Source organism: Nostoc sp. UHCC 0251 (assembly GCF_034932245.1).
GTDB lineage: Bacteria > Cyanobacteriota > Cyanobacteriia > Cyanobacteriales > Nostocaceae > Nostoc.
In genome coordinates this window covers 1-13,926 of sequence record NZ_JAYGHD010000103.1, presented here as the reverse complement: position 1 = coordinate 13,926, position 13,926 = coordinate 1, and the positions used below count along the sequence as shown (strand labels likewise).

Sequence of the window (13,926 nt, the reverse complement as noted above, 5' to 3'; positions counted from 1 at the left end):
GACGCGATAAATCGCCGTCTCTACAAAGAATGGACTCGTCAATTATTCCTTGACAAACTACTATTTCCGACTTGTGTGTACACCGTAGCCTTTTAGGAGAGAGGAATGGAAGTGAGGTCAAAATTGTACCTCACGCTTGTCGAAAACCGCTATAAACCAATGAGGAAGGATTAAAGACTTACTGCTTGGACTGGAAGGAACGGTGGGAGTGACAACTAAAGAACCAGCCCTTTCCCCCTTCTCCCTTAACCTTTTCCCCACTTCTGTAAAAAGTCTAATCTGCAAAGCAGGGTCATCATGCCAACATTTCAACAAAAACTTAAAGCCTGGATTCGCCTGTTCTTAAACAAGTCGAGAACCTATAATACAAACTGGAACTCTTTTATAAGCAGGTGTGCCGCTTTGCGGATCAATTTTTGCTTTAAATAGAACATTAGCTTCAGGATAAAACATAAAAGCAACTCCTTCAAGAATTGCCCCACAAATAATTTCAATATTCTCTAATTCTCCCCTATCTCCTTTCACTATTACTCGCTGATATTCCTGGAATCCTGCTTTTTTGACATCTAGAGAATTCATTAGAATGCAGTGGCGATGAGGCATTCCTCGATATTTATCTTCACTACGATAAACTACAGTATTGTGTTGACCATAGCTGCGTCCTGTTCCTAAAATTACCACAATTCCTGGCTGATTTTCTGCCACACCAAACGCTGCTTTAGTTGGTACCGATAATTGCGGTAAAGGTGTGACAAACATCTGTGCTTTACCATCAGGTGTAGGAAATGTCGGTTTATCCAAAATCCGCCCTTCAATGACAAATTCCTGTTTGTTTTGGTCAATTTTTCCAATCTTTTCATAGCCAGGAATAGTTTTAGCAATTAATTCTCTAACATAAGCTGTATCTTGCAGCTTACGCCAATTTATCAGTGTTTCGCTATGTAAACGATGAGCAATTTCTGTGATTAATTCTATTTCCGAAATTAGGTCAGCATTAGGCGCTTTTAAATGACTTTTGCCTTCATCATTTAACCGTACAAAATTATTACCCGATTCAGTTGTTGTTTTATGAGGATTTTCAAAGCGATTGAATACAGGTAATATTAAGGTTTGCTGTCTCGCTAATCCGTGAAAATGTCCTAAGTTTGGTTTAGTAGCTACATAAAAGATGGTTTCTATTTGCGATAATGCCTGTTTTACTTGCTGTAAGTCTGGGTTAGCTGCATACAAATTACCCCCTAAACAAAACAGTGTATCTATCTTTCCTAATTCTGCTGCTGTTATTAAGTCACGGGTATGATAACCAGGGGTTTCATTTAGAGGTTTACCTAATAGTTGAGATAGTGCTTGTTTGATTTCTTCTCGCAAGTTTACAGTAACACCCATTGAACCAAATCCTTGCACATTGGAATGTCCACGAATGGGCATTGTCCCAGCACCAGTTTTCCCAGCGTTACCTGTAATTAAAGCTGTATTAGCAATACTAAAAATATTATCCACGCCATTAGCGTGTTGAGTTATCCCCATTGCCCAGGCAAAAACTACACGCGTTGATTTACCAATTATATAAGCTGTTGCTGTGATTTCTTCTTGGGATAAGCCACAGGTGCTAGTGATGTTATCCCACGATATATTATTAGCATAATTTACAACTTCTTGCCAATTTTGTGTATAGGATTTAAGATATTCTATTTTAATCAAATTCTGTTCAATTAGAGATTTTTGCAAACCTACAAATAATGCAGCATCACTACCAGGAATTGGTTGTAAATATAACGAAGATATATCTGAGCCTCCTGTGAGTAAAGATTTGATGGGAAATGCAGGAGACGCAAATTTAACTAAACCGATTTCAATTTGGGGATTAATAATAATTACTTTCCCGCCTCTTTCCCGCAATTTGATCAATTCGTTCATCAATCGTGGATGATTTGCAGGAGCATTAGAACCAATTAAAACTATACAATCACTATGTTTTAGGTTTTCTAAGCTCACCATCGATGTACCTGAGCCGAAAACTTTTTTTAACCCCACTGTTGAGGGTGCGTGACACAAATCTGAACAGTCTGCTAGATTATTACTACCTAGCGATCGCATTAATAATTGTAGTAAATAAGCAGCTTCATTAGATGAACGTCCAGAACTATAACTAGCAATTCGTGCTGGTGGGAAATTAAAGGCTTGTGTAGCGATCTGGTAAACTTCTTCCCAGCTTATACGTTGATAATGGGATGAACCTGATCTGAGAATGACAGGATAACTTAATCTACCCAAGGAATCACATTCTTGAGAAGTAAGTTTTTGTAATTCACTGATGCTATTTTCTCGAAAAAAATCTTGTTTAATTCCTGGTTGCAATTCCGCAGCGATCGCCTCTACACTTTTAGCACAGCGTTGTAAATATTCTCCCGCTTCATTAACAAACCCTCCTTTTTGTCCACCTGTACCCCAAGCGCAGGATAAACACGCACTTTTATGATTGAGAGTTTGCCATAATTTTAATCCTTGTGGTGAGAGAGTTTGTTCTACCCAATACTGAAGCACAGGTAAACCACCCCCAGCAGGGGAGCTAGACTTGTTCTGAGGTAAGTTATCCATACTTAGCTAAATCTCAACTCGCTTAACTAATTATTATTATTATTATTGCTAAAAATTATTTGGTAAGTATTAATTTAATTTGAAACTATTTGTAACACTTACGTAGAAATGCTTTTCTTGCTCTAACTATGTAAAAGAGAGCGATAGAACCAATTTAACTTAATCTTATCCTTTTTTTGATTTGTTCTTAGTTGTATTAAGAGTTTTAATGCAATATATTTCATTGAATCAGTATTAAATCTTCTATAAAAATCCGATTTAATTTTTGAAAAGCTTGGCCCCTGATAGCTTTGAGTTCTATCAATCAAAGCTTCAGTATACATACAACTATTAATACCGGACTATTAATAGTTGTATGTAATATTGTCAAAACAGGTTTAAAGATTCAGCCTGAGTGTTTGGTATCGTACTCTCTAAATCAGGATCAACTTTATGTATCGATTCGAGATCAGTGCATACACGCAAACAGGCGAATCCATCGGTCTTGTCGGTTCGACTCCAGAGTTAGGACTGTGGGACATCATGAAATGTGTCCACCTGCATACAAGTAGCGATCGCTATCCTTTATGGTGGACAGATGAAATTGACATTCAGCAGCCTTTAGAGTTGGGCGATGGACGGAGAGTTGAATACAAGTACATACGTCTCGATGCAAACGGTAATGCCCGATGGGAGAGCTTACTAGATACAAACCGATGGATTCCCATTGATCCCAACGATCATTCCAGCACAATTATTGTGGATGATGGCGCATTCGGTTATTTACAACCTTATCCCTTTGGATACATTGAGAAGTCGGCTGTCAGGATGCCCGTGGAAGAAGGGGTTGGAAGGCTCAAAATCGTGGTCATTGGGAGTTCCGTCGCATTAGGTCATAAAGCCTGGTTTTTGAAAGGTTGGGTCTGGCTGTTGGCACAAGCTTTACAGCAAAAATATGGGCATAAACTCGTGAATGTATCCGAGGTGGGGGCGAATGTCAGCAGAACGATCGCTCGATTTCCCTGGTTTGTCACCCCAGAACAACCAGATATCGTAATCATTGCCCTGTCTCTGGGTAACGAAGGGTTAGCTTACTGTCCCCCTCACGAACGACGAGCAATACAACGGCGGTTTGAAAGTGGCTTGCAGCAGCTTGTGAAAATGACGCGCGACATCGGGGCAATTCCAATTCTGGGCGGAGTCTATCCCAATGGCGACTATTCCCTGGAACATTACTGGCTGATCCGAGACACACAGAAGCGAATGCTAAGTTGGGGCATACCTGTACTGGATTGGTTGGCAGCCGTGGATGATGGTCAAGGACGATGGAAAGCGGGGACATCTTTCGATCCGGCTCACCCGAACACGATTGGTCATAGCCTCATGTATCAGCAGATCGACCAGCACCTATTTGACATCGACAAAGACGAATTAGCAAAAGAAAAACAACGCTGCCAGCAACCGAATGAATTTCCCATCTACTTTGATAATGTGGGCTTTCATGTCTCTGTCTGTATGGAAGATAAGCGTTTACGGATCGTTAATACATCGCAATACAGCTACACGATCGCTCCCTATTGGCAGGAACTACAAACTGCATTGCAAAGTAAGGCTGGATTGATACCGGGTATCTACATTACGAAAGATACTCAACCAGGGACGCTCCCCTTCTTTGCTGTAGAGGATGGCGCGATCGCAACTACAATAAACATTCCCCCTAGTGCCAACCTAGAATATACCACCGCCTTCAATCTCTTTTCGCCGAACAACGTTTTATTCTATGACGGGCATCTGGGAATTTTGCAAGCGGACGAACGCCACCTCTGGGTAATCAACGAATCAGACAACGAGTACAATATTCAGCCGATGTGGACGGAGGTTTGCAACGCACTTAAAGCTATGCCATCGGGTGTCTATGAAGATCCGCTTTATCCCGACGCCCCCTTTCGCACGATGATGATTGGCAAGGATGGGCTAGAAAGCCGGGTGAAAGCACCACCGAAGTCTGCGATGCTTTTCCAATACAAATGCAAATTATCGGATATCAGCCGTGTCGCCATTCTTCCCCTTGGCGATCGCTGTGCCGTCCGTATGATGCTGTATAAGATGGAGTACGATGGCCCCGCCTTTCCCTTTGATCTAACGCGCACCACCAATATTGGAGATGTCGCCGATGCGATCGAAAACGGTTTTTATGATATGTGGAACCCTGCTTTTCTGCATTACAGTCCCGATGCAGGCAGAATTTACCACAGTAAATGGTCAGGTTTATCCTTTGCCCATGAAGTCGAGGAGACAGACAGCCCAACCAGCGATATGTATCCCGTCTATGAACGGATGCGCGTTCGCTACACAGCACGCGCTGAAAGGTTTTGGTATGCACTGCGGCACTGCGACAAAGTGCTTTTTGTTCGCACAGGAATTAGCGATCGCGGTGGTGTGATAAATTTAGTCAACAAGCTGGAAAAACAATGCCAGAGGAAACCATTTCATCTGTTGCTTCTTTCTCCCCAGAGCGATGATGAGTTTTTAGGCCTTCCCAATGTGCTGCACTACAATGTCGAGTTTAATCCCGATCGCATGTATGACGATTTGGGACACTGGATGTACTGCACAGAGGTGATGCGAGGAATTTTGGAATCTCTTGGGGTTTCTAGTAAAAACCTCTTTTGGTGTCCACCTAAAATACCGAAGGGGTGAGAAACTGGGTAGAGGCGATCCGCTCAAGCCCTTTGACTCAGTGGTGGTTGGCGTTTTCTAGTATCTATTTTCAGAGAATTTTAGTTATCCTTGAATATGCAATATAAACAAGATTGGCTCCAGTGATTAAAGCATTTTCATCTTATGACAGACTCCGGATCAAATGATAGCCCGGAATTACTTTCTGTAGCTCAAACTGCCAAGCTACTTGATGTAACTCGTCAGCGAATTCATGACCTAATTAAGAATGGTCAGATTATAGCTCGCAAACTTGGGCGTTATTATTACATAGAAGTTGCTGAGGTACAGAGGTATCAGAATCAACCTACTGGAAAACCTTATCAGCCGCGTAGTACAACCTCTCAAGAAAACTCTATTGACTATTGACAATAGAGTTTCTATACTCAAGCTATACTAATGTACTAAAGGTTAACTCAATGCTCCCGTTTCAAGCGATCGCACCTGATGTTGCAACTCAACAAGGACTGCAAGAGGTTTACATCAGTGAGCATGGCATACTCTACCAAGGAGACTGCCTTAAACTACTATCAGCTTTACCTAATGAGTCAGTGGATCTGGTATTTGCCGATCCACCTTTTAATCTCGGTAAAGAATATGGTGAAGGTATAAGTGATCAGATGGAGGCAGATAAGTATTTAAGCTGGTCGCAAGAGTGGCTTGATGAAAGCATTCGTATACTTAAACCAGGTGGCAGCTTATTTATCTTCAACCTGCCCAAATGGTGTATCGAGTACGGCGCATATCTTAATCGTAAAGGAATGTGGTTTCGGCATTGGATTGCTTGCAGAATGCCGAAAGCTTTTCCTAGAGGTAAAAAGATGTCTCCGGCTCACTACGGACTGATCTATTACACAAAAGGGGAACCAGCCGTTTTCAACAAAGTCTACACACCTATTCAACTCTGTCGGCACTGTGGCGGAGAGATTCGTGATTATGGTGGGCATCGAAAAAGCCTCAATGAACAAGGCATCAACTTAATGGATGTTTGGGATATGCCGGAAGATGTTTGGGAGGATGCCCCTGAAGCTTCCACTACTGAAGTTTTATGGACGTTAACTGAGGAGATGTGGACTGATATTCCACCCGTTCGGCATCGTCGGCACAAAAAACGAGTTCCCAATGAACTAGCTCCCATTATGCTGGAACGGATTATCGCAATGGCATCTGATCCAGGGCAGATTGTGGTTGATCCTTTTGGGGGTTCTGGTACTACATTTTATGCAGCAGAAAAACTACACCGTTACTGGATAGGTTCAGAAATTGGAGATACAGAGCCAGCAGTAGACCGCTTGACTGACTTGGCTAATGGAATTGTAGAGCAATGGGAATCGGCAAGGGGAAGCAAGAAATTGAAACAAGGCAAAACAACTGCATTACAACTGCCCATTCCTTACTCTACATAGCTATTCATGCAGGAAAATTTAGACTAATGCACGACCATCTGTTCCTTTGGTAATCTTTGGTACATTGTCATCTAATTGATCATGTTCAATCACGAAGATGGCAAGAAAACCTTCTTCAATGTGAACTGCCCGCCAAACATCAAAATATGGCTCTAGCTCTTCATAGTTGCCAATCCGATCAGTTAGATAAGGGTAGAGTTTTCTACTGGGGAGTACCAAGACAGCACCTAAAAAGACACCCCGTAGTAATCCAAGACTCAGTTTATTAACTGCTCGATGGCTTGAAGAGATGTTACCCGTTTCCCACTCAAGCGCAAAAAGATATTTGTCAATGATCTTTGTTGCATCGACTTTTCCTGGCGATCGAGTTGCATAGTTAATCGAAGTTTCGAGACTCCATCCAAATTTATCTCTCAATGTAATCATGCAAGCATCTTTAATTGGCTTGACGCCATTACCGTGCTTTGTTGGATTAATTGTAAAACTGGATGCACCAGGTGGATGAACGATTAAAGAGATAGCATCACGAATTTCAGCCCGAATGATATACCAATCGTTTGATTCTTCAAAATTCCCAATACTGATTAGAGAAACTTCTTGAACAATTTTCATACTAACTACTTATTGACTTAGCTATGCAAAAGTAGTGCAGGTTTGCCTATTTGTTGCAATTAAGTTTTGTTTCTACATCGTCTAACAGATAATCTCGCGCTACGCCCTCATAGTCAACTAGCCAGCTAACTTTAAACTCCAAGTCAATTTGGCGTTGACGATCGCTATCAGCAAAATAGCTCAACTACTGTCGGCTTAGTAACTTTCCCCATCGCGTTGCGCGGTAATTCTTCAACTATCAGAATTTGGGTTGGCACTTTATAGACTGCCAATCGCTCTTTTGCCCAACTCCTGAAAGCTTCTAATGTTAGAGGTTGTGACCCTTGCAATACTAACGCCGCACAAACCCGTTCACCCCACTCTATATCAGCAACCCCAACCACTGCACATTCCTGAATATCTGGATGCGATCGCAATACTTCTTCTATTTCCAAAGCTGAAACTTTATACCCTCCAGTTTTGATGATATCCACGCTCATCCGCCCCAGAATCCGGTAGTTGTCGTTCTCAACTACGGCGGTATCTCCAGTACAAAACCAGCCATCTTGGAAAGCTTTGGCGGTTGCTTGGGGGTTTTGCCAATATTCTAGAAACACTCCGGGGCCTTTAACTTGGATTTCTCCTGGTGTTCCTGCTGGGACTAACTCCCCGTTCTCATCTACTAATCTCACTTCAACTTCAGGCAGAGGCTTCCCCACATATCCAGACAACCGTTCACCGTGTAAAGGGTTCGATAACGCCATACCAATTTCCGTCATCCCATAGCGCTCCAGCAGAAAATGGCCGCTGATGCTTTGCCACTTTTCTAAAACTTGAACTGGTAATGCTGCCGAGCCAGAAACCATCAGGCGCATCTTAGCACAGCCTTCTGACATACTTTTTTGGCGTTCCTTAGAGGCATCCCAAGCAGCAATTAGCTTTACATAAATTGTTGGTACTGCCATAAATAGGGTTAAGTCACCGTCGCAAATTCGGTTCCAAACGGTTTGGGCGTCAAACTTGCTCAACATATGACACTCCGCGCCAGCCCATAAAGCACAAGTCAGGACGTTAACAATTCCATGAATATGATGTAGTGGCAGGATATGTAAAATGCGATCATCCGATGTCCATTCCCAAGCGGTAGTTAAGCTAGTCACTTGCGCTTGAATATTTTGATGAGTTGTAACTACACCTTTTGGTTTACCAGTTGTACCGCTGGTGTAGAGAATTAAGGCGCGTCTAGTGATATCTACCTCTGGAAGGCGACTAATATTAGATGGCAGCGTTTCTGAAGTGAGGATAAATCGCAAATTATGTTCTTGGGCAAGCGATGCCTGCGGCGGTAAACTACGCAGTATATCCTCAAAATTGGGATGAGCAACAATAATCGATGCTCCAGAGTTGGTAATGACATACTCCAATTCTGGGCGTGGATGAGAAACACACAGAGGTACAGCTATGCCACCAGCACGCCAAATCCCCCATTGAGTGGCTACATACTCAAACCCAGGCGGGATGAGAAAAGCAACTCGCTTCTCCTGTAAATCTTCTGCATTCTGGAGAAGACTTGTCGCTATTTGACTGGAAGCGTGGAGCAAATCCCGATAGGTAAATACTCCATCTGTTGTAGCAATCGCTGTTTTCTCGTTGTGTTCTTCAGCACGAATAATCAGTGGGAGATTCACGTTTATTTACCTATTTTGAGTTGATTCAGTCTACTTACAGAAAAATTGGGTTTAAAGCCCCGTGCTTCTAGCACGGCTTTTAATTCATTAGTGTACTAAGATGCTGCTATACTAACTCTAGTGGAAAGGTAATCAACCACTTAAAAAACCTAGCCGTCGAAAGACAAAGCGCTGAACCTTGATAATTGAATCTATGCGGTTCTACTGCATTATTCTAGTTTCCTCCTAGCAGTAGGTAAAAGATTTATAGGAGCTAGACGACTCAGAATTTTGAGACTATTTGTTTCAAACTAAACAGGACTTGCAGCAATGCAACTACCGAGGGGCACTCGGAAAGTTAACGCTTGGGGAGAGTCTCACCTCTGGCTTAGATGACGCAAGGACTCTAAGTTAAGTGATCTCATTGATTCAAGAATCCTCGTGCCTTTAGGTCGAGGAGTGTCAAAGAAAGCATATAGCAATGCCAAACAAGATGTAAATTTCCCTATTCCCTATCCCCTATTCCCTATTCCCTTCCTCGCTACAACCAACGTTGTTTTTTAGCATAACTAATACTAATAATTACAATTAATGCCATCACGCAAATTACAGCCGGATAAGCCCAAGGTTGCTCTAATTCCGGCATGTTTTTGAAGTTCATACCATAGAAACCAGATATGAAAGTTATTGGTAAGAATATGGTTGAGAGGATAGTCAGACGATTAATTCGTTCACCAGTTTTGCTAGCAATATTATCGCGTTGAATTTCCATTAATTCTGACATCCAGGCTCTTAAAGATTGATATTCTTGCCAGAGTTTATCAACCTGATGAACTAATTCTTGATTGAATAGTTCTTTCACTGGCTGGGTGATCCATTGGAAATCTTCGTTATCCATAATAGCCATAAGTAACTTGATACTTTGAAAATTACGGCGTCCCGAACGAGTAGATTGCCTCATGGTGGCAATCTTTTGGTACGTTGATTCATCACCTGAATTTTCTAAAACTTCATCTTCTAAATCATCAAGTTTTCTAGAAATATAATCAAATACATTATCGTAGTTATTCAAAATATATTTAAAAATAAGATAAAAAAGATAGTCAATACCCAGGTTTGGAATATCTGGAGTTCGCTTTTGCAAATTATTAGCTAAATTACTTAAAATTTTTAGTTCAGTGATTTCAAAAGTGATAATAAAATTGTTGCCAACTACAATATTGCCACGCACAGCTTCAAACTCGTTATTTTTTATTTGAGAAGTTAGAATTTCATAACTATCAAATAAACAATCTTCTACGTCTTCATCAATTCCTAGAGAGCAATGATTAAAAATCATCTCAACACGAGATGGATTTAGTCCGAAATGCTTGATAATTTTAGCGGTTCCAGTTCTATCGCGGAAACGAATACAGCGCAACCAAATATTGTGAGAACTATCAATTTTTTTAAGTACCTTATCAACATCATTGCTAGTGAACAATTCCAGGTTGTCTGGATAAAAAGTGAGAAGAGTTAGCATAAAGCCATCCTAATTGAGTCATAAGAAAATACAGTAACTCATGGTAGGCACTCAGAACTTCAGTCCTTAGTAAAAACTATTTGAGTCATAGCTCAATTTTTTTCTTTTTTCCCAGATTTAGGGCGATTAGTTGGCGCTGGTGCTGACTTATTTTGCAGAATTGCAATTTCTCTTTGTGCATCTTGATAACTATTTTTTTCTCCTTGCAGTTGGAATAGTTTTGCAGCTTTTTTGAAATCTGCGATCGCTCCCTGTTTATTTTTCTGCTTGGTGCGAATCACACCCCGGTTATAGTAGGCTAAGGCATTGTTGGGATTAATTGCGATCGCTCGTGAATAATCCTGATTTGCAGCTTTAGCATTTCCTAGTTCTAGATAGGCGTTACCACGGTTATTGTAAGCTGCTATATCATTAGGATCTAGTTTCAATGCTTCGGTGTAATCTCGAATAGCGCCTTTATAATCTCCGAAAGAAAAGCGGTGAATACCTCTGTGGATGTAAGCTGCGCTAAATTTAGGATCAATCTGTAAAATACTGTTGTAATCTTCAGTAGCTTCGAGTTTATCTCCCAGTTCGCTGTAAACATCACCACGATAAAGATAGGCTTCTATGTATTTGGGATTGATGTTTATTGCGTCCGTGTAATCTTTCAGTGCTGCATATTTTTGTTTATTAATAGATTGAGTTAAACCCCTTTGATAATAAGCTCTAGCATCAGTAGGATTAATCTTAATTACTGTATCAAAATCTTGGATTGCTGCAAGTCTTTGTCTGAGGCGACGGCGAAGAATTCCTCGCTGCAAGTAAGCTTCGGTATACTGAGGCTTGAGAGCGATCGCTTTGCTAAAATCTTCAATACTCCCTTTACTATCCTTCAGTTGAGCACGCGCTAACCCCCGGCCATAGTAAGCATAAGCATTCTCAGAATTCAATTTAATCGCTTGGGTATAGTCTGCGATCGCTTCTTTATATTTGCCTAATTCAGAAAAAGCAAATCCTCGGTCAAAATAGGCATTAGCATCTTGAGGATTGAGCAAAATGGCTTGGCTAGAATCTGCTTGTGCTTGCTCGTAATCTCCTAATCGATAATAAGCATCGCCTCGTCTATTATAAGCCAGAGCATTTTGGGGATCTAATGCAATCGCCTGATTAAAATCTTCAACTGCTCCTTCATAGTTTCCTGCTTCATATTTATTGACTCCCTCTTGGTATAATGTCTGTTGAGCATTAGTTACAGGTTTTAGCGATCTCAATTGCCATGCTCCACCAGCAAGTGTGATACAGCCAGCTACCCCCGTCAGAACTAGTAATAATTTTTTCTGATGCTGTCTTTGCTGATTGTGCTCAACATTTGTGATCTTTTTCAGATCGTCTAAAACTTCGGTTGCATACTGGTAGCGCTTACGATAGTTAAAACGCACCATTCTATTAATAATCCTTGCTAATTTTTTGTTAACTTTTAAATTTTTGTTACACCAAACTATTTCACCTGTCAGCCGATTTTTCTGACTTCGCAAATTAGAGATTTCGTTTTCAGATAAACCTAGAAGTGCTGCGATCGCAACGATACCTAAAGCATATATATCGCTGTTGTATTTGAGATTACCGTTAACCTGTTCTATAGGCATATATTCGAGATTGTCAACGGTATTAGTGATGGCTTCATTAACAGTATTAAAATCAACCAAAACTAACTTTTTATCTGACTCTCGACGAATAATATTTCCTGGCTTAATATTCTTATGGATCACACCAAAGCTATGGACAATAACTAAAATTTCTAATATCTCTAATAAAAGACTAATTACTTGCTCTTCCCTCAGAGGTTGTCCCTGTATAATTTCGTCAGTTAATGGATTACCGGGTATGAATTCTTGAACTATATAGAATTCTTCATTCTCTTCAAAATCAGCTATTAGCTTCTGAATTTGCTTGTTTTTCTCCCCTATTTTTTCTAAAGTTGCTGACTTACTAGCAAACAAGCGGCGTAGGATTGTTACAGTTTGGGGATTACTAGGAGAACGTAACTGCTTTACTATAAACTGGCTACCAGGAAGATTAACATCTTCAACTAAATACGTTTTCCCCTTTTCACGATCATTGAGAACTTTTAGTATTTGATAATGTCCATTTAGTAAATGACTCTTCATCAATATAAATATAGTCTAATAAATTATTTGATTATAGTTTACGTGTTATTACTGGTTATTTTAAAATATAAATATTTTTTTACAAAAAACTTCATGCCATTTTTACAGGTAAAAGTATTAATAATTAGATTCACTGACGCTTCATATTGCTAGCAACATTTTTCTCTCATGAAAAATTTTCCAGGCTCAATACGGTTATATATTACCAAACTTGAGTAAGATTTTTACATTAAATGAGACTTGGAAAACAGGTGAGTAGATAAGGTAAATATTTTGATCTTGATTTTTCAGCAATCGCACTCATGATACCTAATCCTCGAATAGGGTAAAATAATAGGAGTTTTAATTATTTAGAACCCCATATAAAAATTGAAATTCAACGTATTTGGGCGAAAAAAAAGCTTAGTAGCTACTGCGAAGCGTCAATTGCTCAACGCGCTCAATTACCGCGACATAGCTGCTATTAATAGCTTAATTGTAGAGTGGCAAGCGATTTTAGGATTGGAAAAGTTAACTAATTTGATTGTTAATGAAGTAATAGTCGAGTGCGATTCTGACAGCCATAGTTGGTTTTGTCAAACTTTTCTTGGACAAGCCCAATATGAACAGATGGAGGAAAAAGCTCAAACTAAAGTCTTTCAACTTTTAGTGAATAAAGGTTTGGAACCGGGCAAGGACTTTAGTTTTGGGGCCGATCGCAGTATTATTATAGACGATCGCGCCAAGCAAATCTTACTTACCGAATTACCACAAGAGCATCAAGCATCATTTGAGGCAAAGTTAGAAACCTCGTCAGTCTTAGATCCAGTTACGACCATTGAACAGCAGTTAGGGTGTGCATTTTTTAGCAATTTGACTGAGATTGTCATCCAACAAATGGAGTTACTGAGTAATTCTCAAGCGGCGGCTTATTTAGGAGTATTGTTGGCTGGATTGGTGTCGCGTCATCCTCAACTTAAGGATGCAGATTTTCCCACACGATTTATTGTCAATGTTCTCCAAGGACTGTCCCAAGAACGAGCAATGCTAATCTTGAACGATCCAGAGACAAATCCTCAGTTCGATGAAATTATTATCTTTGGGCATTTATTAGCAGCGATGGGAGATAAACAATATTACCGCATTGCTGAGGAAGACGGTGGTATTAGCCTTGATCAACTCAAAAAACTGGATTTAGTTTGGTGTGGTGAACGTCGGCTTTCAGAAATGGTAGCCATGATGGAAAAATAGCATTTCAGAAATATAGGACTACTATTTGATTTTTGAAAAGATACGTAGGGTGCGTTAGCGACAGC

10 protein-coding genes are annotated in these 13,926 nt (G+C 40.4%); 4 read left to right on the top strand and 6 right to left on the bottom strand.

Features of this window, described 5'->3' with window-relative positions; all coding sequences use genetic code 11:
- Positions 1–342: 342 nt before the first annotated feature.
- Entirely contained in the window at positions 343–2,598 is a 2,256-nt protein-coding gene (locus tag VB740_RS13455; RefSeq protein WP_323200497.1) for an FdhF/YdeP family oxidoreductase, read from the bottom strand.
- Positions 2,599–3,030: 432 nt separating this feature from the next.
- Between VB740_RS13455 and VB740_RS13450 the strand changes: the two genes are divergently transcribed.
- From VB740_RS13450 to VB740_RS13440, 3 genes are all read left to right on the top strand, one after another.
- Positions 3,031–5,277, top strand: coding sequence for a DUF1796 family putative cysteine peptidase (locus VB740_RS13450; protein WP_323200496.1), 2,247 nt, complete (start codon positions 3,031–3,033; stop codon positions 5,275–5,277).
- A gap of 144 nt (positions 5,278–5,421) precedes the next feature.
- Positions 5,422–5,664 (top strand): helix-turn-helix domain-containing protein, encoded by a 243-nt coding sequence (locus VB740_RS13445; RefSeq protein ID WP_323200495.1) that lies wholly within the window; start codon positions 5,422–5,424, stop codon positions 5,662–5,664.
- Between the two features lie 50 nt (positions 5,665–5,714).
- Entirely contained in the window at positions 5,715–6,701 is a 987-nt protein-coding gene (locus VB740_RS13440) for a site-specific DNA-methyltransferase (RefSeq protein ID WP_323200494.1), read from the top strand.
- Positions 6,702–6,719: 18 nt separating this feature from the next.
- Here the strand turns inward: VB740_RS13440 and VB740_RS13435 are convergent, their stop codons facing one another.
- From VB740_RS13435 to VB740_RS13415, 5 genes are all read right to left on the bottom strand, one after another.
- Complete coding sequence (locus VB740_RS13435) at positions 6,720–7,313, bottom strand: restriction endonuclease (protein WP_323200493.1); 594 nt, start codon at positions 7,311–7,313, stop codon at positions 6,720–6,722.
- 46 nt (positions 7,314–7,359) lie between these two features.
- A complete protein-coding gene (locus VB740_RS13430; protein ID WP_323200492.1) occupies positions 7,360–7,497 on the bottom strand; it encodes a hypothetical protein in 138 nt (45 codons plus the stop codon).
- Positions 7,481–8,980, bottom strand: coding sequence for an acyl-CoA synthetase (locus tag VB740_RS13425; RefSeq protein ID WP_323200491.1), 1,500 nt, complete (start codon positions 8,978–8,980; stop codon positions 7,481–7,483). Before VB740_RS13425 ends, VB740_RS13430 begins: the two co-directional genes overlap by 17 nt.
- A 520-nt stretch (positions 8,981–9,500) precedes the next feature.
- The gene (locus VB740_RS13420) at positions 9,501–10,481 is read right to left on the bottom strand and encodes a magnesium transporter CorA family protein (RefSeq protein WP_323200490.1); all 981 of its coding nucleotides are present in this window, start codon (positions 10,479–10,481) and stop codon (positions 9,501–9,503) included.
- Positions 10,482–10,573: 92 nt separating this feature from the next.
- Positions 10,574–12,631 (bottom strand): tetratricopeptide repeat protein, encoded by a 2,058-nt coding sequence (locus tag VB740_RS13415; RefSeq protein WP_323200489.1) that lies wholly within the window; start codon positions 12,629–12,631, stop codon positions 10,574–10,576.
- Positions 12,632–13,000: 369 nt separating this feature from the next.
- Between VB740_RS13415 and VB740_RS13410 the strand changes: the two genes are divergently transcribed.
- Positions 13,001–13,861, top strand: coding sequence for a hypothetical protein (locus tag VB740_RS13410; protein ID WP_323200488.1), 861 nt, complete (start codon positions 13,001–13,003; stop codon positions 13,859–13,861).
- Positions 13,862–13,926: the final 65 nt, after the last annotated feature.